Origin of the sequence: Pandoraea thiooxydans (assembly GCF_001931675.1) — a bacterium.
Classification (GTDB): Bacteria; Pseudomonadota; Gammaproteobacteria; order Burkholderiales; family Burkholderiaceae; genus Pandoraea; species Pandoraea thiooxydans.
The window spans coordinates 4,373,968-4,395,573 of record NZ_CP014839.1 but is presented as its reverse complement, the minus strand read 5'-3'; the positions used below and the strand labels follow the sequence as shown (position 1 = coordinate 4,395,573).

24 protein-coding genes and 1 riboswitch are annotated in these 21,606 nt (G+C 63.2%); of the genes, 1 reads left to right on the top strand and 23 read right to left on the bottom strand.

Going from position 1 to position 21,606, the window contains the following annotated elements:
• Window positions 1-56: 56 nt before the first annotated feature.
• The 22 genes from hisF to PATSB16_RS20275 form a co-directional block, all read right to left on the bottom strand.
• Complete coding sequence (gene hisF, locus PATSB16_RS20380) at window positions 57-836, bottom strand: imidazole glycerol phosphate synthase subunit HisF (protein ID WP_047215792.1); 780 nt, start codon at window positions 834-836, stop codon at window positions 57-59.
• A gap of 25 nt (window positions 837-861) precedes the next feature.
• On the bottom strand, window positions 862-1,611 hold the full coding sequence (hisA, locus tag PATSB16_RS20375; protein ID WP_047215791.1) for a 1-(5-phosphoribosyl)-5-[(5-phosphoribosylamino)methylideneamino]imidazole-4-carboxamide isomerase: 750 nt from the start codon (window positions 1,609-1,611) through the stop codon (window positions 862-864).
• A 170-nt stretch (window positions 1,612-1,781) separates the two neighbouring features.
• Window positions 1,782-2,426: an imidazole glycerol phosphate synthase subunit HisH gene (gene hisH / locus PATSB16_RS20370; protein ID WP_047215790.1), complete on the bottom strand. Its 645-nt coding sequence runs from the start codon at window positions 2,424-2,426 to the stop codon at window positions 1,782-1,784.
• Window positions 2,423-3,043: a YchE family NAAT transporter gene (locus PATSB16_RS20365; RefSeq protein WP_047216797.1), complete on the bottom strand. Its 621-nt coding sequence runs from the start codon at window positions 3,041-3,043 to the stop codon at window positions 2,423-2,425. The genes hisH and PATSB16_RS20365 overlap by 4 nt, the downstream gene beginning before the upstream one ends.
• A 51-nt stretch (window positions 3,044-3,094) precedes the next feature.
• Complete coding sequence (gene hisB / locus PATSB16_RS20360) at window positions 3,095-3,682, bottom strand: imidazoleglycerol-phosphate dehydratase HisB (protein WP_047215789.1); 588 nt, start codon at window positions 3,680-3,682, stop codon at window positions 3,095-3,097.
• Window positions 3,683-3,738: 56 nt separating this feature from the next.
• Window positions 3,739-4,812 carry a histidinol-phosphate transaminase gene (gene hisC, locus PATSB16_RS20355; RefSeq protein WP_047215788.1) on the bottom strand — a complete coding sequence of 358 codons (1,074 nt, stop codon included), beginning with the start codon at window positions 4,810-4,812 and terminating at the stop codon, window positions 3,739-3,741.
• 17 nt (window positions 4,813-4,829) lie between these two features.
• Window positions 4,830-6,149, bottom strand: coding sequence for a histidinol dehydrogenase (gene hisD, locus PATSB16_RS20350; RefSeq protein WP_047215787.1), 1,320 nt, complete (start codon window positions 6,147-6,149; stop codon window positions 4,830-4,832).
• Window positions 6,150-6,155: 6 nt separating this feature from the next.
• Window positions 6,156-6,857, bottom strand: coding sequence for an ATP phosphoribosyltransferase (gene hisG / locus PATSB16_RS20345; protein ID WP_072628580.1), 702 nt, complete (start codon window positions 6,855-6,857; stop codon window positions 6,156-6,158).
• Window positions 6,854-8,128, bottom strand: a complete 1,275-nt coding sequence (gene murA / locus PATSB16_RS20340; RefSeq protein WP_047215786.1) for a UDP-N-acetylglucosamine 1-carboxyvinyltransferase — start codon at window positions 8,126-8,128, stop codon at window positions 6,854-6,856. The genes hisG and murA overlap by 4 nt, the downstream gene beginning before the upstream one ends.
• Window positions 8,129-8,284: 156 nt before the next feature.
• Window positions 8,285-8,521, bottom strand: coding sequence for a BolA family protein (locus PATSB16_RS20335; RefSeq protein WP_047215785.1), 237 nt, complete (start codon window positions 8,519-8,521; stop codon window positions 8,285-8,287).
• 21 nt (window positions 8,522-8,542) lie between these two features.
• A complete protein-coding gene (locus tag PATSB16_RS20330; RefSeq protein WP_047215784.1) occupies window positions 8,543-9,298 on the bottom strand; it encodes an ABC transporter permease in 756 nt (251 codons plus the stop codon).
• Window positions 9,295-10,239, bottom strand: a complete 945-nt coding sequence (locus tag PATSB16_RS20325; protein ID WP_047215783.1) for an ABC transporter ATP-binding protein — start codon at window positions 10,237-10,239, stop codon at window positions 9,295-9,297. The genes PATSB16_RS20330 and PATSB16_RS20325 overlap by 4 nt, the downstream gene beginning before the upstream one ends.
• Before the next feature lie 118 nt (window positions 10,240-10,357).
• On the bottom strand, window positions 10,358-10,615 hold the full coding sequence (locus tag PATSB16_RS20320) for an STAS domain-containing protein (protein WP_047215782.1): 258 nt from the start codon (window positions 10,613-10,615) through the stop codon (window positions 10,358-10,360).
• 3 nt (window positions 10,616-10,618) lie between these two features.
• The gene (locus tag PATSB16_RS20315; protein WP_047215781.1) at window positions 10,619-11,236 is read right to left on the bottom strand and encodes an MlaC/ttg2D family ABC transporter substrate-binding protein; all 618 of its coding nucleotides are present in this window, start codon (window positions 11,234-11,236) and stop codon (window positions 10,619-10,621) included.
• A 101-nt stretch (window positions 11,237-11,337) separates the two neighbouring features.
• On the bottom strand, window positions 11,338-12,261 hold the full coding sequence (locus PATSB16_RS20310) for an MlaA family lipoprotein (RefSeq protein WP_047215780.1): 924 nt from the start codon (window positions 12,259-12,261) through the stop codon (window positions 11,338-11,340).
• A 3-nt stretch (window positions 12,262-12,264) separates the two neighbouring features.
• The gene (mlaD, locus tag PATSB16_RS20305; protein ID WP_047215779.1) at window positions 12,265-12,780 is read right to left on the bottom strand and encodes an outer membrane lipid asymmetry maintenance protein MlaD; all 516 of its coding nucleotides are present in this window, start codon (window positions 12,778-12,780) and stop codon (window positions 12,265-12,267) included.
• Window positions 12,781-12,788: 8 nt separating this feature from the next.
• A complete protein-coding gene (mlaE, locus tag PATSB16_RS20300; RefSeq protein WP_047215778.1) occupies window positions 12,789-13,559 on the bottom strand; it encodes a lipid asymmetry maintenance ABC transporter permease subunit MlaE in 771 nt (256 codons plus the stop codon).
• Entirely contained in the window at window positions 13,556-14,365 is an 810-nt protein-coding gene (locus PATSB16_RS20295) for an ABC transporter ATP-binding protein (RefSeq protein WP_418303875.1), read from the bottom strand. The genes mlaE and PATSB16_RS20295 overlap by 4 nt, the downstream gene beginning before the upstream one ends.
• 232 nt (window positions 14,366-14,597) lie before the next feature.
• Window positions 14,598-15,719, bottom strand: coding sequence for a thiamine phosphate synthase (locus tag PATSB16_RS20290; protein ID WP_156884523.1), 1,122 nt, complete (start codon window positions 15,717-15,719; stop codon window positions 14,598-14,600).
• A gap of 8 nt (window positions 15,720-15,727) precedes the next feature.
• Window positions 15,728-16,546, bottom strand: coding sequence for a thiazole synthase (locus PATSB16_RS20285; protein WP_047215777.1), 819 nt, complete (start codon window positions 16,544-16,546; stop codon window positions 15,728-15,730).
• A gap of 1 nt (window position 16,547) precedes the next feature.
• Window positions 16,548-16,745 (bottom strand): sulfur carrier protein ThiS, encoded by a 198-nt coding sequence (thiS, locus tag PATSB16_RS20280; protein WP_047216793.1) that lies wholly within the window; start codon window positions 16,743-16,745, stop codon window positions 16,548-16,550.
• 6 nt (window positions 16,746-16,751) lie between these two features.
• Window positions 16,752-17,879, bottom strand: a complete 1,128-nt coding sequence (locus tag PATSB16_RS20275; protein ID WP_047215776.1) for an FAD-dependent oxidoreductase — start codon at window positions 17,877-17,879, stop codon at window positions 16,752-16,754.
• Between the two features lie 169 nt (window positions 17,880-18,048).
• A riboswitch (TPP riboswitch) is annotated at window positions 18,049-18,150 on the bottom strand.
• A 168-nt stretch (window positions 18,151-18,318) separates the two neighbouring features.
• Between PATSB16_RS20275 and PATSB16_RS20270 the strand changes: the two genes are divergently transcribed.
• Window positions 18,319-20,019, top strand: coding sequence for an ABC transporter ATP-binding protein/permease (locus tag PATSB16_RS20270; protein ID WP_047215775.1), 1,701 nt, complete (start codon window positions 18,319-18,321; stop codon window positions 20,017-20,019).
• A 78-nt stretch (window positions 20,020-20,097) separates the two neighbouring features.
• Here the strand turns inward: PATSB16_RS20270 and PATSB16_RS20265 are convergent, their stop codons facing one another.
• Window positions 20,098-21,564 (bottom strand): glutamate synthase subunit beta, encoded by a 1,467-nt coding sequence (locus tag PATSB16_RS20265; RefSeq protein ID WP_047215774.1) that lies wholly within the window; start codon window positions 21,562-21,564, stop codon window positions 20,098-20,100.
• Window positions 21,565-21,606: the final 42 nt, after the last annotated feature.

Here is a 21,606-nt window from a genome sequence, read left to right as displayed (position 1 = left end):
CTGTAGTCCCGGTTGGTTGACGTCCAACGGCCCGCTGGCGTCGGTGGGCTGCCGCACTAAAGCCTGACGGCAATGCCGTGGTCGGCCATGTAGCGCTTGGCTTGACCCACCGTGAATTCGCCGTAGTGGAAAATGCTGGCGGCCAGCACCGCGTCGGCATGCCCTTGCGTAACGCCATCGGCCAGGTCGGCCAGACTGCCGACGCCGCCCGAGGCAATGACCGGGATGCCGACGGCATCGGACACCGCGCGTGTGAGTGCCAGGTCGAATCCATTCTTCGTACCATCGCGGTCCATGCTGGTGAGCAGGATTTCGCCGGCCCCGAGCGATTCGACGCGCTTGGCCCACTCGATCACGTCGAGCCCCGTGCCCTTGCGCCCGCCGTGCGTGAAGACCTCCCAGCGGGGCGCCTCGCCAGCCTCGGTGCCGGCGCTGCGCTTGGCGTCGATCGCCACGACGATGCATTGAGAGCCATATTTGCTAGCCGCGTCGCCCACCAATTGGGGATCGGCCACGGCGGAGGAATTCATGCTGACCTTGTCGGCCCCGGCGTTGAGCAGGCGCCGCACGTCGGGCACGGTGCGCACGCCACCGCCGACGGTCAGCGGGATGAATACCTGGGCGGCAACGGCCTCGATGATCGGCAAAATCAGGTCACGTCCATCGGAGGTCGCCGTGATGTCGAGAAAGGTCAGTTCGTCGGCGCCCTGGTCGCCATAGCGGCGCGCGATTTCGACCGGATCGCCGGCGTCGCGCAGTTCGACGAAATTGACCCCTTTGACGACTCGTCCCGCCGTCACGTCGAGGCAGGGAATAATGCGTTTGGGTAGTGCCATAGATGTGCGCGCGGCCGCCGGCCGGCTACGCCGCTCCTTCGCTCAATTGGTCCGCGCGGTCTTGCGCGCTGGCGAAATTCAGTTCGCCGGAATAGATCGCGCGACCGCAAATCACGCCGTCCACGCCTTCCCTTTCGACCGCGCAAAGCGCGTTGATATCGTCGAGCTTGGACAAGCCGCCACTGGCGATCACCGACACCGTGACGGCTTGCGCCAGGCGAACGGTCGCGTCGATATTGATCCCCTGCAGCATGCCGTCGCGGCCGATGTCGGTGTAGACGATCGCCTCGACGCCGTAATCCTCGAACTTGCGCGCCAGATCGACGACCTCGTGGCCGGTCAGCTTGCTCCAGCCATCGGTGGCGACCTTGCCGTCCTTGGCGTCGAGTCCGACGATGATGTGGCCACCGAACGCCGCGCAGGCATCTTTGAGGAAGCCCGGGTTCTTGACCGCCGCGGTACCGATGATGACGTACGACAGGCCGCCGTCGAGATAACGCTCGATCGTGTTCAGATCGCGAATCCCGCCGCCCAGTTGCACCGGCACTTCCTCGCCGACCTCGGCAATGATCGAGCGGATGGCCGCCTCATTGCGAGGCTTGCCTGCAAAGGCGCCATTCAGGTCGACAAGATGCAGCCTGCGAGCTCCCTGCTCCACCCAATGGCGTGCCATGGCGGCGGGGTCCTCGGAAAACACGGTGGCTTGATCCATATCGCCTTGCTTGAGGCGAACACATTGACCGTCTTTCAGGTCGATGGCCGGGATGAGCAGCATAGATAATCGTGATGCTTACAAGTGAAAGAAAGGAATTAAGCTAGCCCCAATACTGGCCAGGCTTGGCGACGGCGTGTCGGGTTCATATTAGTACAACATGCGACGCGATGGGTATCCCGCGCCGGCGCCCGGCTTGCGGTGATCGCGCCAGGCCCCGCCGCAAGACGGATTCAGGGGTTCCAGTGAACAAAATTGCGATATAAGGTCAGGCCCGCCTCTGCGCTTTTTTCAGGGTGAAACTGCGTCGCGAAAATATTAGCGTTTGCCACCGCGCACGTAAAGCGCACGCCATACTCGGTTTCGCCGACGATATCGGCCTCGTTGGCCGGCTGCACGTAGTAGCTGTGCACAAAATAGAAATAGCTTTCGTCGGGGATGCCCTGCCACAGCGCATGCGGGCGGCGCTGATGCACGCGATTCCAGCCCATTTGCGGCACCTTGAAACGGGAACCGTCGTCCTGCAGGCGGCCCTCGAGCCTGAAGCGCACGACCTTGCCGGGCAGCAGCCCAAGCCCCGGCGTATCGCCTTCCTCGCTCACGTCGAACAGCATCTGTTCACCGACGCACACGCCCAGCAACGGGCTGCCGCGCCGGGCGACTTCCAGCACCGCATCGCGCAGGCCCGATTCGCGCAGACTGCGCATGCAGTCGGGCATCGCACCCTGCCCTGGCAATACCACGCGGTCGGCAGCCACGATCTGGCCGGCGTCGGCGCTGACATTGACGTCGGCTTGCGGCGCGGCGGCGCGCAGGGCCTGGTAGACCGAGCGGATATTGCCCATCCCGTAGTCGACAATCGCAATCTTGTTCGTCATCTCAAACCTGGCAACAATATTTTCAAACCATCCACGATAAATTCCACCGCCAACGCGGACAGAATCAAACCCATCAGCCGCGTGCCGACGTTGATGCCGGTGCGACCAAGCCAGCCTTCGATCGGCTCGGCCATGCGCAAGGCCAGCCAGGTAACGAACCCGAGCAGCGCCCCGACCGCCAACAGGAACAGCAGGTCATACCAATGCTGAGACCTGCCGGCATAGACGATCACCGTGCTGATGGTTCCTGGCCCGGTCAGCAGCGGGATCGCCAGGGGCACGACCGCTACGTTCTGGCGCGCGCCGGCTTCGTCGCGCTCCTCGGCCGTGGAGCGCGTGTTGCCAACCTGCGCATTCAGCATGTTGACAGCCATCAACAGCATGATGACACCGCCGCCGACCTCCAGCGACGCCACCGAGATACCGAAAAAATGGATGATTCGCTCGCCGAACAGCGCCGAGCAGGCCACCACCAGCGCCACCGAAATCGCCGTGGTCCGAAGCGTGGCTTGCTTCTCGGCGGGCGTTTGCTGCTCGGTCAAGCTGATGAACAGCGGAATAGCGCCTATCGGGTTGATCAACGCCAACAGCGAAATGAACGATTTGAGAACATCCAGCGTATGGGTGTTCGTCATGACCTCAGCACCCGATCGGCTCGGCCGGCGATTTCATAGACTGCCCTTGGTCGACGGAATCGCTCCAGCGGCGCGCGGGTCGATTTCGAGCGCCATGCGCAACGCGCGGCCAAACGCCTTGAACACCGTTTCGCACTGATGGTGGGCATTGATGCCCCGCAAATTGTCGACGTGCAGCGTAACCCCCGCGTGATTGACGAAACCGCGGAAGAACTCGATGGTCAGGTCGACGTCGAAACTGCCGACCCGCGCGCGCGTGAACGGCACGTGGAACTCCAGCCCGGGGCGCCCCGAGAAATCGACGACCACGCGCGACAACGCCTCATCGAGCGGCACGTAACTGTGCCCATAGCGCACGATACCTTTCTTGTCGCCGACAGCCTTGGCTACCGCCTGACCCAGCGTTATGCCGACGTCTTCCACGGTGTGGTGGTCGTCGATGTGCAGATCTCCGTTGGCCTCGACATCCAGATCGATGAGCCCGTGGCGGGCGATCTGGTCCAGCATGTGATCGAGAAATGCCACGCCAGTGGCCAGATGACGCTCACCGGTGCCGTCGAGATTGACCTGGACGCGTATTTGCGTTTCGCTGGTGTTGCGAACGACTTCCGCGATGCGCATGATGTTGTTGGGTCCGTTCAGAGAAATGGAAATTGCCGCCTATCCCGCTCGCTCGTTCACAACGAGGCATCGAGCGCCGCCAGCATCACGGCATTTTCCTCCGGTGAGCTGACGGTCAAACGCAGGCATTGGGACAGCAATGTGTGCATTTTACCCACGTTTTTGATCAAAACCCCGCGCGCCAGCATCCCATCGAAGGTTTTTGCTGCATCCGGCACGCGAATCAGCAGGAAGTTGGCGTCGCTCGGATACACCGTCACGCCCGGTATCGCACCGAGCGCCTCGCTCAGGCGCTGCCGTTCGGCCCTCAGGGTCGCAGCCTGCGCGTCGAGCACGTCGACGTGCTCGAGCATGAAATCGGTCGTCGCCTGCGTCAGCACATTGACGTTGTAGGGCGGCCGCACTTTATCGAACTGTGCGAGCCAGGCCGGCGAGCCGGCCAGATAACCGAGACGAATACCCGCCAGGCCGAGCTTGGACACGGTGCGCATCACCACCAAATTGGTGAAATCGGGCAGGCGCGCCATCCAGCTGCGTTGCGCAAATGGCTGATAAGCCTCGTCGACGACCACCAGGCTATGGGTGGCGGCCGCGATGATGGCTTGCATCGCCTGCTCGTCGAACAGATTACCGGTCGGATTGTTCGGGTAGGCCAGATAGATCACGGCCGGCCGATGGCGCTCGATCGCCGCGAGCATGGCGGGCAGATCGAGCGCGAAATCCTCCCGCAATGGCACGCCGACGAACTCGAGGCCGTTCAGGCGAGCCGACATTTCGTACATCACGAAACCCGGCACCGGTGCCAGCACCGACGCGCCGGGCCGCGCGCAGGCCAGCGCAATCATGCTGATGATTTCATCGGAGCCATTGCCCAGCAGGACGTCGTGGCCGGCGGGCACCTGCATGACGTGCTTGAGCTTGTCGAGCAGCGCCTGCGGCCGCGGCGCCGGATAGCGATTCAGCGCCACCTCGCTCAGGCGCCGGCCCAGCGCCGCGCGCAGATCGTCGGGCAGGCGATAGGGATTTTCCATCGCGTCGAGCTTGAGCAAGCCGGTGGCATCGGGCACCGGATAACTGTGCATCGACAGGACGTCGGGGCGAATCAGTTGCTGCACGAGCGAAGCGGACATGAGTGGTTCTCGGCGCCTCAGGAGGTACGCAAACGGTATTCGGCGCTGCGGGCGTGCGCCTGCAGCCCTTCGCCATAGGCCAATTCAGCGGCGATCTCGCCCAGCATCTGGGCGCCGTCCTCGCTGACCTGAATCAGGCTCGAGCGCTTGAGGAAGTCGTATACGCCCAGCGGCGACGAAAAGCGCGCGGTACGCGAGGTCGGCAACACGTGATTTGGCCCGGCGCAATAGTCGCCCAGGCTCTCGCTGGCGAACTGCCCCAGGAAAATCGCCCCGGCGTGGCGAATCTTGTCCGCCCACGGCTGCGGGTTCAGCGCGGAGATCTCGAGGTGTTCAGGGGCGATCTGGTTGGCGATGTCGCAAGCCTCGTCCATGTCGCGCACCTTGATAAGCGCGCCGCGCCCTTCGAGCGAAGCGCGGATGACCGCTTGCCGGGGCATTTCGTCGATCAATCGTTGCATGGCCGCCTCGACCTTGGCCAGATACGCGGCGTCCGGGCAAAGCAGGATCGATTGGGCCAGCTCGTCGTGCTCGGCCTGCGAAAACAGATCCATCGCCACCCAGTCGGGGTTGGTGGTCCCGTCGCACAGCACCAGGATCTCGGACGGACCGGCGATCATGTCGATGCCGACGGTGCCGAACACTCGCCGCTTGGCCGCAGCCACATAGGCATTGCCCGGCCCGACGATCTTGTCGACCGCCGGCAGGGTCGCCGTGCCGTAGGCAAGCGCACCGACCGCCTGCGCGCCGCCGATGGTGAAGACCCGGTCGACCCCGGCGATGTGGGCGGCCGCCAATACTAGCTGGTTGCGCACGCCGCCCGGCGTGGGCACCACCATGATGATTTCCTTGACGCCGGCAACGCGCGCCGGAATCGCATTCATCAGCACCGACGACGGGTAAGCCGCCTTGCCGCCGGGCACATAAATGCCGACACGGTCCAGCGGCGTGACTTTTTGCCCCAGCACGGTGCCGTCGGCCTCGGTGTACTGCCAGCTATGGCTGCCGCATTCGATGCGCTGCTTCTCATGATAGGCCCGCACGCGGGCCGCGGCGGCCTCGAGCGCGGCGCGGCGCTTGGGCTCCAGGCCATCGAGCGCGGCCTCCAGCTCGCCGGGCGGCAGCTCGAGACTCGCCATGCTGGTGGCATCGAGTTTGTCGAAATTATTGGTGTACTCGAGCACGGCATCGTCGCCACGCGCCTTGACGTCGGCCAGAATCGCGGCGACTGCGCGCTCGATCGCTTCGTCCTCACTCGCTTCGAAGGCGAGCAACTGGCTCAGTTGCCGCGGGAAGTCCGCCGCGGCAGCATCGAGTTTGCGTATCTTCATCTTCATGCTGTGTTACCGGGCGGCCCGTTCAAAAGCCGCCAAAATAGGCTGCAGCGATACTCGCTTGAGTTTCAACGCAGCCTGATTGATGACCAGGCGCGAGGAAATCGGCATGATTTCCTCCACCTCAACCAGATGATTCGCCCGCAAGGTGCTGCCGGTGCTGACCAGGTCGACGATTGCATCGGCCAGCCCCACCAGCGGCGCCAATTCCATCGACCCGTACAGCTTGATGAGGTCGACGTGAACCCCCTTGGCGGCAAAATGCTCGCGCGCCGTCTGCACGTATTTGGTCGCCACTCGCAGGCGCGCACCTTGCCGCACGGCATTGGCGTAATCGAAACCCGCCGGTACAGCCACCGACATCCGGCATCGGGCAATGTTCAGGTCGATCGGCTGATACAACCCATTGCCGCCATGCTCGAGCAGCACGTCCTTGCCCGCCACGCCGAAATCCGCCGCACCGTATTGGACATAGGTCGGCACATCGGAGGCGCGCACGATAATGACGCGCAAATTCGGATCGGTGGTCGGCAAAATCAACTTGCGCGACGTTTCAGGATCCTCGGTGACTTCGATACCGGCCGCTGCCAGCAAGGGCATCGTTTCTGTAAAGATACGCCCTTTTGACAACGCGAGTGTGAGTGGCTGCGGCGAGCTGCGACGAACCGGTTCAGGCGTTTGCGCGGCGGCAGTGGTGGCGGTGCGGGTCATGCGAGGTCTCCCTGACGTGCACCGACGCGACGCACTGAGGCGCCAGCCGCGCACAGCTTGGCTTCCATGCGGTCGTAACCGCGATCCAGGTGATAAATGCGGTCGATCGTGGTCTGGCCGTCGGCCACCAGTCCGGCCAGCACCAGGCTGGCCGAGGCGCGCAAGTCAGTCGCCATGACCGTGGCGCCGGACAGGCGCGGCACGCCGGTCACCACGGCGGTATTGCCCTCGACGGCGATGTTCGCACCCAGCCGGGTCAATTCCTGCACGTGCATGAAGCGATTCTCGAAAATGGTTTCCACCACCTGAGACGTGCCTTCGGCCACGCTGTTGAGGGCCATGAACTGCGCCTGCATGTCGGTCGGAAACGCCGGGTATTCGGAGGTGCGAAAACTCACCGCCTTGGGCCGGCGCTGCATGGCGACCCGAATCCAGTCGTCGCCGGCGCTGACGGCCGCTCCCGTCTCGCGCAGTTTTTCCAGCACGGCATCGAGCAGCCCCGGCGTCACGTGACGCAGCACGATGTCGCCCATGGTCGCGGCCGCCGCGCAGAGAAACGTGCCCGCCTCGATGCGGTCGGGAATGACCCGATGCTCGGCACCATGCAGCCGCTCGACGCCCTGAATCACCAGGCGGTCGCTGCCGATGCCGTCGATGCGGGCGCCCATCTTCACCAGCAGGTTCGCCAGATCGCCCACCTCCGGTTCCCGGGCGGCGTTTTCCAGGATGGTCTCGCCATCGGCGAGGACCGCGGCCATCATGAGGTTTTCCGTGCCGGTGACGGTGATCATGTCGGTGACGATGCGCGCCCCGCCCTTGAGACGGGCGGCCTTGGCCACCAGGTAGCCATGCTCGACGCTGATCTGGGCACCCATTGCCTGCAGGCCCTTGACGTGCTGATCCACTGGCCGCGCGCCGATCGCGCAGCCGCCCGGCAGCGAGACACGAGCCTCCCCGCAGCGCGCCAGCAGCGGACCCAACACGAGAATCGACGCACGCATGGTCTTGACCAGATCGTACGGCGCCTCGGGGCGCGAGATATGCTGCGCGCCGATCGTTACCGTATCGCCGTCGCGGGTTGCCGTCACGCCCATTTGCCGCAGCAGCTTGAGCATCGTGTGTATATCGTGCAGCTCGGGGACGTTGCTCAGCGCGATCGGTTCCGCGCTGAGCAAACTGGCGCAAAGAATCGGCAAAGCGGCATTCTTCGCACCCGATACGGGGATTTCCCCGCTCAGGCGCCCGCCCCCCTCGATAACCAGTTTATCCATGCTTGGCTCGTCCGTGGTCTGCTTTTCCCTGGCCCGAGCGACGCCCGATAGCCCATCGTCTTGCGTGATTCTCATGAGTCACGCCACTCGTTTGATGCGTTTGTCACCTTGCTTTCGTTCCTGCCGTAATGTCGGGGGATGCTGCTCGGCCTGGCCTCAGGCGCGCCACTCGGCCGGCGTCAACGTCTTCATCGACAGCGCGTGGATTTCCGCTTTCATGCGCTCACCCAACGCGCCGTAGACGAGTTGATGGCGCTGAATCAGCCGTTTGCCCTCGAATGCGCTGCTGACGATGGTCGCATAGAAGTGCTGGCCGTCGCCTTCGACTTCGATGTGCTCACAGGCCAGGCCTGTCTCGATATATTGCTTGATCTGTTCGGGGGTGGGCAGCATGGCCGCTCCTTGCAAATGTGTTCAATGACGCAGCTTGTAGCCGGTGCTCAACAGGCGCAGAGCAATCGCCGCCAACACCAGAAACGTAGTGCCGACGACCGTCAGACTGACGAACGGATCGACGTCGGAGACACCGAAAAAGCCGTAGCGAAAGCCGTCGATCATGTAGAAAAAGGGGTTCAGATGAGAAATAGCCTGCCACAACGGAGGGAGCGAGTGAATCGAGTAAAACACGCCCGCCAGGAAAGTGGCGGGCATGATCAGGAAATTCTGGAAGGCAGCCAACTGATCGAATTTCTCCGCCCAGATGCCCGCAATCAATCCCAGCGTGCCGAGAATCGCCGCGCCCAGAAACGCAAACATCAGAATCCACAGCGGATCGGCAAACAATAGGTGCGTGAAAGCCACGGTGACGAGAAAAACCCCGAATCCGACCGTCAGTCCGCGAGCCACCGATGCCAGCACGTAGGCCGCGTACATCTCCCAATGCGTGAGCGGCGGCAGCAGCACGAACACCAGATTACCGGTGATTTTCGATTGAATCAGCGACGAGGAACTGTTGGCGAACGCATTCTGCAATACGCTCATCATCACCAGCCCCGGCACCAGGAACGCCGTGTAATTGAGCTGGCTGTAGACCTTTACCCGGCCCTCGAGAACGTGGCCAAAGATCAGCAGGTAAAGCAGCGCCGTGATGATCGGCGCGGCGACCGTCTGAAAACCGACCTTCCAGAAGCGCAACAGCTCCTTGTACAGCAGTGTGCGAAAACCCGTCATATTGCCGTCTCTCTTAGCGGCGCCGGCTCGGCGCCGTGCGCGTCGCCCATGATCTGCACGAAAACGTCTTCCAGGTCGGCCCGCTGAATATCGATATCTTCGATCACGCAGCCGTTGGCACGGCACGTCGCGAGGATCGATTCGACCTCGTCGCAACCGCCCAGGCGCAGCGCGAAGTGGCGGCCGTCCAGATTATGGGATTCGATCAGCAGCGGCCGCAGGCTCTGCGGCAGGGTGCCCTGCGCGAAGCGCAGCACCAGGCGAGGGCCGCCGAACCGCTGCAGCAGCTGGGTGGTGGGTTCGAGCGCGACGACCTCGCCGAGCTTGAGCATCGCGATCCGGTCGCACAGCGCCTGGGCCTCCTCCAGATAGTGAGTGGTCAGGACGATCGTATGACCCTCGCGATTGAGCCTGGAGATGAACTTCCACAGCGTCTGACGCAACTCGACGTCGACCCCGGCGGTCGGCTCATCGAGCACGATCACCGGCGGTCGATGGACCAGCGCCTGCGCCACCAGCACGCGGCGCTTCATGCCGCCGGACAGCGCGCGCATATTGACGTCGGCCTTGTCGGTCAGATCCAGATTGGCCATGACCTCGTCGACCCAGGCGTCGTTGTGGCGCAGCCCGAAATAGCCGGACTGCAGGCGCAGCGTCTCGCGCACCGTAAAGAACGGATCGAACACCAGTTCCTGAGGCACCACGCCCAACTCCCGACGTGCCTGACGGTAGTCGCGCACCACGTCGTGCCCGAGCACGGAAATGCTGCCCGAGTCGGCGCGCGCGAGTCCGGCCAGAATGCTGATCAGCGTCGTCTTGCCGGCACCGTTGGGCCCGAGCAAGCCAAAGAATTCGCCCTGCTCGATGGAGAACGTAACGCCCTTGAGCGCCTGCAGGGCTCGGTAGCGCTTTTTAACGTTACGGATTTCGATAGCCGCCATAAACGATCCGCGCCGCTCGCGGGCGGCGCATCCGGATAAATTGGAACGGGAATTTGAAGAAACCCCAGATTATAGGGGAAGTCGCCCCCGGCCGCCGAGCGGTCGGCCGGCGCAGTGCTCAGTTAGCCAACAAATGAGTGATCCCGTAGACCTGTGCCAGACTGGTCAATTCGTCGGGCAGATTGCTGAAGGCCAGCGTCGCGCCGCGGCGGATCGCGTGTCGCCGCAACGCCAGCAATACCGCCAGCGCCGACGAGTCGAAACGCATCAGCGCGGCGCAATCGACCTGGGTCTCCCCAGCGTCGATCGACGCCATGCCATCACGCAGTACCGCGGCTGCGGTGTCGTGCGTCAGTTCGGATTGCAGCGCGAGCATAGATCAGTTTGCCGTACCGGAGGCCAGTTGGCGGTTGCGCTCGGTCAGGAAGCTCAGCAAGCCACTGACGCCGTGCTCGCTGATCTGCTGCGTGAATTGATCCCGGTAAGCCTGGATCAGCCATGCGCCAAGCACGTTGATATCGTAAACCTTCCAGCCAGCGGGGGTTTTCTCGAGCCGATAGTCGATCTCGATCGGCTGGCCGTTGTTGACCACTTGCGTGCGAATTACCGCGTCGGTATCACCCGGCTGGCCGCGATAGGGCAAGTAAGTCACCGTTTGATTGCGGATCTGCGCGATCGCACCCGAGTAAGTGTGGATCAGCAGTTGCTTGAATTGCTCGGTGATTTGCTGCTGCTGCTCAGGCGTAGCCTTGTTCCAGTTGCGCCCCATCACCAGGCGGGTCGTTCGCTGGAAGTCGGCGTGCGGGAGGATTTTTTCCTGGACCAACTCGGAGATATGCTGAATATCGCCGGCTTGTATCGACTTGTCCGCCTTGACTGCGGCCATGACCTCGTTGACGGTCTGCTTGACCAGGTCCTCGGGTCCCAGGTTGTTCTGCGCGAGCGCCGCACCGGCAATGAAAAACGATATGACGGGGATGAGAAAGAATTTTTTCATCTAATGCCTTCCTTGGATTCTCATGGTTGTTCGCCTTGGAACAAATACTGCAAAGGGAGTTCGGCGCCGGCAATGGCGCCCTTGTAACAAACTGTTTCCCTCTAATGGAACAGACGCAGCGAATTGGGCACCATCTGCCGGTTCGGCACCGGCACCGCATTGTCGTTGTCATTGTTCGAGGGCTGGGCCGCGCCCGGGGCGGACGCACCCGCCGGTGCGGCCGCGCCAGCCGGTTCGGACGCGCTTGCCGGCGCAGCTGGCGCACTCGTTTCAGCTGGCGCAGCAGGCGCAGCCGCGGTCGGCCCGCTTTCATCGTCGTAATTGGGCAGATTCTGTTCGCTCGCCGAGCTGCCCTTGATCAAATACTGCCGGCGCTGCAAATAGGCATCACGCGTGAACGAATATTTGTCCAGCGCCGCCTGCGCCAACAGATTGGTGGCGCCGAGGTAATTGGCCCGCGTGTTGACCACACGCAAGCCATACAACGTGTTGCGGAACCAGATCGGCTTGAAATAACCGGACGGATCGATTTGCAGATCCGCGACCGTGCCGACCGTATCGCGTATCGTGCTGGGGCCAAACAGCGGCAGCACCAGATAGGGCCCCGAAGGCAGCCCCCACTTGCCCAGCGTGACACCAAAGTCCTGGTTATGTTTGGGCAACCCGGCTGGCGTGGCGAAATCGAACAACCCGCCGACGCCAAACACGGTGTTGATCGCAATGCGCATCAAATCCTGCGTGGCCGCGGTCACATTGGCCTGCAGCAGATTGTTGGCCAGGTTGTCGACATCGCCCAGATTCGAGAAGAAGTTGGTCACCGAGGCGCGCACCGGTGTGGGCAAAACGAATTTATACCCTTGCGCGACCGGCTTCATCGCATAACGATCGAGGTCGTCGTTGAATTGAAAAACGGTGCGGTTGAATCCTTCGAGCGGATCGGCCGGACTCGGCGCCCGGACCGTCGAACATCCCGCGACGCTGATGCACGTCGCCAAAAGTAACGTTAAGTGTTTTTTGTTTTTCATGGCTTATTTCCCTTGCGGGGCAGGCGCGCCTGGAGCGCTTGGCGAGTGCCCGCCGCCGGCATCAGCCGCTTTGCTGTAAAGGAACTGGCTGATGAGATTCTCGAGCACGATTGCGGACTGCGTCATGGTAATGGTGTCGCCGGGCTTGAGCATTTGATCGTCGCCGCCCGGCTCGATGCCGATGTACTGCTCGCCAAGCAGGCCCGAAGTCAGGATCTTGGCCGAGGAGTCCTTCGGAAACTGGTATTGCGAGTCGATATCGAGTGTGACGTCAGCCTGAAAGCGCTTGTCATCGAAATTGATCGAGGCGACCCGGCCGACCACCACGCCGGCACTCTTGACCGGCGCGCGCAGCTTGAGCCCGCCGATATTGTCGAAGCGCATCTTGATCGGGTAAGTGGCGTTGAACGAAAACGAACTCATGTTGCCCGCCTTGAGCGCAAGAAACAGCAACGCCGCAAAACCAGCGATCACGAACAAGCCGACCCAAAAGTCCAGTGCATGTTTTTTCATCGTCATTAAATCGATTAATTGCTGAACATCAATGCGGTCAAGAGGAAGTCGAGACCGAGCACAGCCAACGAAGCGAATACCACCGTGCGGGTCGTGGCACGGGCCACGCCCTCCGGCGTCGGTTGGGACTCATAGCCCTGATACAGCGCAATGAACGTCACCGCCACACCAAATACCGCGCTTTTGATCACGCCGTTGGCGATATCACTCCAGATATCGACGCCGCTTTGCATCTGCGACCAGAAAGCACCCGAATCCACGCCGATGAGCTGTACGCCGACCAGATAGCCGCCAAAGATGCCGATCGCGCTGAAGATCGCCGCCAGAAAGGGCATCGCGATGACGCCCGCCCAGAAACGCGGAGCAACCACCCGCGCCAGCGGGTTGATCGCCATCATCTCCATCGCGGTCAACTGCTCACCGGCCTTCATCAAGCCGATTTCGGCGGTCAGCGAGGTGCCGGCGCGCCCGGCAAACAGCAGCGCGGTGACCACCGGACCGAGCTCGCGCACCAATGACAGGGCCACCAGCAGACCCAGTGCCTGCTCGGAACCGTATCTGTTCAGCGTGTAATAGCCCTGCAGCCCGAGCACGAAACCGACAAACAGGCCCGACACGGCAATGATCACGAAAGAATAGTTGCCGACGAAAAAAATCTGGTCGGTCACCAACCGGGGCCGGCGCAGCATCGCGCCCGAGGCGCCCAGCACATGCCACAGCATTCGCGTTGCATAGCCGACGCGCTGGACCCGGGTGCGTATCATACGGCCCAACGCGGCAATCATGCACGACCTCCCAGACCGAAGTCGTTGGCCAGCGGCGCGGCCGCATAGTGAAACGGCACCGGCCCATCGGGTTCGGCATCGATGAACTGCCGCACCATCGGATCGCTCGACGCGCGCAGTTGCGCGGGCGTGCCCTCCGCCGCGATGCGACCGTTGGCAATGAAATAGACATGATCGGCAATCGCAAACGACTCCGGCACGTCATGCGTGACCAGGATGGACGTCGCTCCCAGCGCGTCGTTGAGCTTGCGGATCAGATTCGCCGTGATGCCCATCGAAATGGGATCGAGTCCGGCAAATGGTTCGTCGTACATGATGAGCTCCGGATCGAGCGCCACCGCCCGGGCCAATGCCACGCGACGCGCCATCCCGCCGGAAATTTCGGCGGGTTTGAGATCGCGTGCGCCACGCAGGCCCACGGCATTGAGCTTCATCAGCACCAGGTCGCGAATCACCTCGTCGGGCAGATTGGTGTGCTCTCGCAGCGGGAACGCAACGTTGTCGAACACGCTCATGTCGGTGAATAACGCGCCGAACTGAAACAGCATGCCCATCTTGCGTCGCAACTGATAGAGGCCCGCGATGTCGAGCTGGCCGATATCGCGACCGCGGTAAGCGATTGTGCCCTGATTGGCTCGCACCAGCCCGCCGATCAGGCGCAGCACAGTCGTTTTGCCGCAGCCCGAGCCGCCCATGACGGCCACCACCTTGCCGCGCCCGAAACGCATGTTCAGTCCGGACAGTACCAGACGCTCCGCGTAGCCGAAGCTGACGTCGTTCAGTTCAAGCAGGGTTTCTGTAGACACGATCGACACGTCAATTAGTTTTTTTGCGGTGCAATGTGCGGATTATAGGGGGTAAATGTGATGCACGCAGTCGGCATGGGCCGACGGCCCCCGCCGACGACCGCGCGCGGGCAGATCAGTCACGCCCGGAAACCGGCGTCGGACCGGGGCAATCATGCGCGGAGAAAGGGATATTTTTATGACATCGTCGGCGGCCGATCGCCAGCTCGGCGATCGGCCGCCGACGTTTCACTCAAGATCGAGCACGGAAATGCGCTTGCAATTCGGTCACGGCAGCGGCCAGATCGCCGGCTTCGGTAACCGCGCGCACCACCGCCGCACTGCCCACGCCAGTGGCCAGCACCTGGTCAAGATTTTCCTCGTTGACGCCGCCAATCGCCACCAGCGGCACGTGCGGCGCCATCAATCTGGCATAGCGCGCCAATTTGGCCAAGCCTTGGGGTGCCGTCGGCATTACCTTGGTCGTAGTGGGAAACACCGCCCCCATGGCAATGTAGCTCGGCGAGAAATGCCAAGCGACCAGCATCTCGTAGTAACCGTGGGTGCTGATTCCCAGCCGCACGCCCGAGCGCTGCAACTCTGCCAGCTCAGCGGCATCGAGGCGCTGAAAGTCTTCTTGCCCCAAATGCACGCCATAGGCGCCGGCGGCCAAGGCAAGCCGCCAGTGGTCATTGATGAAAAGGCGGGTGCCGTGCGCCCGGCCAGCCGTCACCGCGCGCTGGATCTGCGCATTCAGATAGGCGGGCTCGCCCGTTTTGGCACGCAACTGCAGTGTCGCCACGTCCAGGGCGGCGAGTCGTTCGATCCAGTCGGCATCCGGCACGACCGGATACAGGCCCAGCGCGCGCGGCGCCGGCGCGAAAGGGCCCGGCGTGGGCTGCAAATCGAGCACGCGAGGGAAACAGGCCAGCCGGACCGGCCATGCGCCGAATGCGTCCGATTGCGCCTCGGCGTGACTGCCGTCGCCGCGCCAGGCGCGTGCCAGGCACAGCGCGTCGTGCGGCGCAAAGCCGGCATCCAGGAAAGCGGCCAAAGCCGGCTCGAAATCGTCGTCGTGGGTTCCTTCCAGGCGGTACGCGCGCTCGGCCGTATGCAAGGTGTCGCAAACCTTGCCGTCGGATGCTCGCACGCTTGCCAGCACCACCGCACCAGCGGCCAGCCAGTTCGCCACGTCGGCCTTGGCGGGCGCCGCCCGCAGGCAGAGCAGGTCGCCCGGCCCGACACTGGGCGGCACTTGCAGATGCAAACGCCACGACGCTTCACTGTGCGCCTGCCAGGGCGCCAATGCCTGACTGATCTGTTCGGCCCGGCGCTGACGCGCAGGCGCATCGGCCGAGACAAATATCGCTCGCATCGCCGCGCTCATCGCTGGTCCTCCACCTGATGCCAGAACGGCACGCCGACCACTGGCGTGCTGGCATGCGCACTTGCGCGCTCAGGCATCGGCCCGGCAAGGAATGCACCGCGACCGGCGGCGACGGCCCCGGCAAAGGCGCTCGCCATGGCCACCGGATGGGTTGCCTGGGCCACCGCGGTATTGAGCAATACGCCGTCGAAACCCCACTCCATGACCTGGCAAGCGTGCGAAGGCAGGCCAAGGCCGGCGTCGACCAAGAGCGGCACATCCGGCAGCCTGTCACGCAACACCCGCAGCCCATAGGGATTCATGACCCCCTTGCCAGTGCCGATCGGCGCACCCCACGGCATCAGCGCACGGCAGCCGACGTCGAGCAGGCGCCGGCACAGCACCAAGTCTTCAGTGCAATACGGCAGCACCTTGAAGCCATCCCTGATCAGCTTGTCGGCTGCTTCGACCAACCCGAATGGATCGGGCTGCAGCGTATAGTCGTCGCCGATCAGCTCGAGCTTGATCCAGTCGGTCTCGAACACTTCGCGCGCCATCATCGCGGTGTTGATCACCTCCGCGACCGAGTGGCAACCTGCCGTATTCGGCAGCACCGGCACTTCGAGGCGGCGCAGTGCGTCCCAGAACTGACTGCCGGTGGCTTGCCCCCCTTGCCCGGACAACTGCCGCCGCAGTGCCACCGTCACCATGCCGGGCCGCGCCTCGGCGATGGCCTGCTCGAGGATCTGCAGCGAAGGATAGCGGGCCGTACCGAGCAGCAATCGGCTCGTCAGAGGCTCATCGTAGAGCGAGAACACATCCAATGCGTGGCTCATGTCAGCCTCCCGCGACCGGCTGCACGACGTCGACGCGATCGCCGGGGCGCAGTTGGCGCGCACCGTATTGCGCCTTCGGCACGAAGTCGCCATTGACTGCGGCAGCAAACGGGGGCTGGGCGCCAAAAGCGGCCAGTGCGTCACTCAGCGAGGCGTTCTCGGCAAGCTTCAGCGCTTGCTGATTGATCGTAATTTCCATCGTCATTCAGTGCTCCTCCAGATGGAACAGTGCCGGCCAGGCACGTTGCTCGCACCATTGCTTGAAATGCCCCTGGGCGACCGGCGCGGCACGCTGCGCCAGGACCGCCTCGACCAGCGCGCAGGCCTCGCCGGTCACGGCCGGCGCCAACAGGTAGCCGTGCCGGTACAGGCCGTTGACGCGAACGGTGCGCGCGCCGTTCCAGCAAACGCTCGGCAGGTGATCCGGCAAGGTCGGGCGGCACTGGGAATTGAGTTCGAGAATGCGCGCCTCGCCAAAGGCCGGGTGCAGCGAAAAAGCCGCCGACAGCAGCTCGAGCGCGGAGCGCACGCTGACCGGCGACATGTCGTCGGATTCGAGCTCGGTCGCACCGATCACGTAGACGTCGTCCTGCTTGGGGGCAATGTAGATCGGATAGCGCGGGTGCAGCAGGCGCACCGGCCGGCGCAGGCCGATACCGGGCGCATGCAGGCGCACGACTTCGCCGCGCACCCCGCGCAGACCGCGCCAGGCGCCTTGCGCACCAAGACCGCGACAATCGAGTATCAGTCCGGCCTCGGGCGGCGCGGCATCGTCGATTGCTTGATGCCAGTGCAGGCGCACGCCCTCGGCCAGCAGGCCTTCGCCAAGCGCCGCCAGCAATTGGCGGTTGTCGAGTTGTCCTTCGTTGGGTAGCAGCAGGCCTTCGGCAAAGCGTTGCGCCAGCGCGGGCTCGGCTTCGCTCAACGCGGCCTGATTCAATGACAGCATGCCGCCGTCGAGCAATTCCCGCGGCGCATTGGCGCGCAGGCGCCGGTCGAACATGATCGCCTCGGCCCGATCCGGCGTGTGCCAGACGACGAGCGTACCGTTGCGCTGAAAGAATACCGGGCGCGGCAGTGCAGCGAGCAATTCCGGCCAACAGGCCAAGCCCGCGGCACCCATGTCGACGATCAGCGGCTCGGCGATCGCCGCCTCGGCAAGTGGCGCGAGCATCGCGGCGGCCACCCAGGCGGCGGCCTCCGTGCCGTCCGGTCCGCCGCGCTCGTACAACGCGACTTCATACCCCTGGCGCGCCAGGCGCCAGGCGCACAGACGGCCGGCCAGGCCAGCGCCCAGCACGGCAATGTCGGGGCGTGTCGACGAGGCACTCATGATCGGGGCGCTCCGGCATCGGCGCGAGGGCGCAGCTGGACAACGCCGGGACATAGCGCGGCGCCAACGAGGTCGAGATACTGGTTTTGCGGGTGCATGGAATCCTTTCTGCCTGGCTACTGCATCAAGGACGAAACAGGTGCTTGCCACCATACCCGCCAGATGACTACTGGAGGAGTCGGAAACTTCCCACGCCGGTATTATCCGGGTCGGGTGCAAAGGGTTTCTCTCAGCCTCGCGGTCATGCCGCGAAGCACCCCTGTTTCGCCCGAAAGCATTACAACACAAAGACTTGCCGCCGCGCAAGGGCACTTGGGTTACGATAGGTCCCGTTTTCGTCATTTGCGATTGCAATGACAATGCAACGTAACTCGCCGCGCTCGGTCAAACGATCGCCAATCGACGAGGCGTTGCCCTCCCCGACCAACGCAGATACATCATGAAATCCATCAGTCCCTGGCGCTTGATCCGCCCCTACTGGTTCTCCGAAGAACGATGGCTGGCCCGCGGCCTGCTGGTGCTGGTGATCGCCATGAACCTGGGCATCGTCTACATCAACGTGCGGCTGAATGCCTGGAATACCAACTTCTACAACGCCCTGGAGCACCGCGACTGGGCTGTTTTCAAATCGTCGCTGATCGAGTTCACCGTCCTGGCCTTCAGCTTCATTTTCCTGGCAACGTTCCGCATCTACTACCAGCAGATGCTGGAATTCCGCTGGCGCCAGTGGATTACCGACCGCTACGTCGATCAATGGCTGGGGGATCGCGCCTTCTATCGCATCGAGCGCGACCACCTGGTCGACAACCCCGACCAACGTATCTCGGAAGACCTGCGCTCGCTCGCGACCAGCACGCTCGCGCTTTCGCTCGACCTGCTGTCGAACGTCGTCACGCTGATTTCATTCATCGTCATCCTGTGGACACTGTCGGGCGCACTGTCGTTTGCGCTCGGCACGATGCACGTGCACATTCCTGGCTACATGGTGTGGGCCGCCGCGCTGTATGCGCTGCTCGGGTCATTCATGATTCACAAGGTCGGCCGACCGCTGACGTCGATCAGCTACCGCCAACAACAGGTCGAGGCGGACTTCCGTTTCCTGCTGGTGCGCTTGCGGGAAAACGCCGAACAGGTCGCGTTCTATCGCGGCGCGGCGGCCGAGACGCAGCGCTTTCGCACGGCCTTCAGCCACATTCGCGACAATTGGTGGCTGATCATGCGCTACACCAAGCGCCTGATGTTCGCCAACTCGATCTACGGCCAGGTCTCGAGCATCTTCCCGCTGCTGGCGGCCTCGCCGCGCTACTTTGCCGGCGCCCTGTCGCTTGGACTGCTGTTTCGCATGGCCGATGCCTTCGGCCAGGTCAGCGGCGCCATGTCATGGTTCATCAACAGTTACTCGACATTGGCCGACTGGAAAGCCACCGTCAACCGGCTGCGCGAATTTCATCGCATCATGCACCTGCCCGATCCGGTCGATGGCATTCAAGTCGAAACCGGCCATGATCTCGCCACACATGATCTGCAGTTGAATCTGCCCAATGGCGCGCCCCTGACTCAGGTGGGCGCGGTGCACATTCCGGCCGGCGCCAGGTGGCTGATCTCCGGACCGTCGGGTAGCGGCAAGAGCACGCTGATGAGGGCGCTGGCAGGGCTTTGGCCCTTCGGCCAGGGCCGGATCCAAACGCCGGCGCGCGAGCGCATGATGTTCCTGCCTCAGCAAAGCTATTTACCGATTGGCACGCTCAAGGCGGCCTTATGCTACCCGTCGGAGGCATCGGCTTTTTCGGACGAGGCTTGCCGCGATGTGCTCACCGCGTGTCAACTCGACGGGCTTGCCGAACGCCTGGATGAAACGGGACACTGGGAAAACCGCCTGTCGCCCGGCGAGCAGCAGCGGCTGGCAATGGCACGCGCGCTGTTGCAGCGCCCCGATTACCTCTTTCTGGACGAGGCCAGCAGCGCGCTGGACGTTGCCACCGAGCGGCGCTTGTATGACACGCTGCTCGAGCGCCTGCCGCACACCGCGATCATCAGCGTCGCCCATCGTGACAGTCTGGCTGCCTATCACCAGCACACGCTGAAAATCGAGCCGCCCGGAGTTCGCGAGGAGACTGCCTCCGGCACCATCGCGGCATAGCTCGGCGACAACCCGGCGGCCCCTTTGAAAAAAAGCCACCCTGACGGGTGGCTTTTGCATGACTTCCGCAAGCGGGGCTCAGCGCGGCAACACCGAATGCCCCATCAGGAACTGGTCGACCGCGTGCGCGCATTGGCGCCCTTCGCGGATCGCCCAGACCACCAGCGACTGGCCACGGCGTACGTCGCCCGCGGCAAACACCTTGGGCACGTCGGTTACATAGGCGCTCTCGCCTTCGGTGGTGGCGCGCACGTTGCCTCGCCCATCCTTGCTCACACCGAACGCGCCGAGCAACGTTTGCACCGGCGAGACAAAACCCATCGCCAGCAGCACCAGATCGGCCTTCAATTCGAACTCCGAGCCGGCGACCTCCTGCATCTTGCCGTCCTTCCATTCGACGCGCACCGCGATCAATTTCTCGACCTTGCCGTGCTTGCCTTCGAACCGTTTGGTGGCGACCGCCCAATCGCGCTCGCAGCCTTCCTCGTGGCTCGACGAGGTGCGCAGCTTGATCGGCCAGTAGGGCCAGACCAGCGCCTTGTTTTCCTGCTCCGGCGGCTGCGGCAGCAATTCGAATTGCGTGACGCTGGCCGCACCGTGCCGGTTCGACGTGCCAACGCAATCCGAGCCGGTATCGCCGCCGCCGATCACGATCACATGCTTGCCGGTGGCCTTGATCTGCTCGGCAAGCTTGTCGCCGGCATTCACCTTGTTTTGTTGCGGCAGGAATTCCATCGCGAAGTGAATGCCCGCCAGTTCGCGGCCCGGGACCGGCAGGTCGCGCGGCTGTTCGGCGCCGCCGGCGATGATCACTGCATCGAATTGCGACCGCAGTTGCTCAGGCGAGAGCGTTTCCTTCGAGAAATTGTTGATATGCGCCTCGGGGGCTTCCGTGCCGATGTAGACGCCGGTGCGGAACGTCACGCCCTCTGCTTCCATCTGGCGCATGCGGCGATCGATCAGCCATTTCTCGAGCTTGAAATCGGGAATGCCATAGCGCAGCAAGCCGCCAATGCGGTCGTTCTTCTCGAACACCGTCACGTCATGACCGGCGCGCGCCAATTGTTGGGCTGCCGCCAGCCCCGCCGGACCGGAGCCGACGACGGCCACGGTCTTGCCGGTCTTGTGCCTGGCGACCTGCGGCTCGACCCAACCCTCGCTCCAGGCCTTGTCGATGATCGCGTGCTCGATCGACTTGATGCCGACCGGGTCGTCATTGATGTTGAGCGTGCATGCGGCTTCGCAGGGTGCCGGACAGATTCGCCCGGTGAACTCGGGGAAATTGTTGGTGGAATGCAGGACGGTGATGGCCGCCTTCCAGTCTTGCCGGAACACCAGGTCATTGAAGTCGGGGATGATGTTATTGACCGGACACCCGTTGTTGCAAAACGGAATGCCGCAGTCCATGCAGCGCGCGCCCTGGATTTTCGCCTGCTCGTCGGTCAGCGCGAGGACGAATTCCTTGTAGTGTTTGACGCGTGCGAGCGGCGCTTCGTATGACTCGTGCTGACGCTCGAATTCGAGAAAACCTGTGACCTTGCCCATGTGCTTCTCAGTACGGTTGATTCGTGAAATATAAGACGCGGA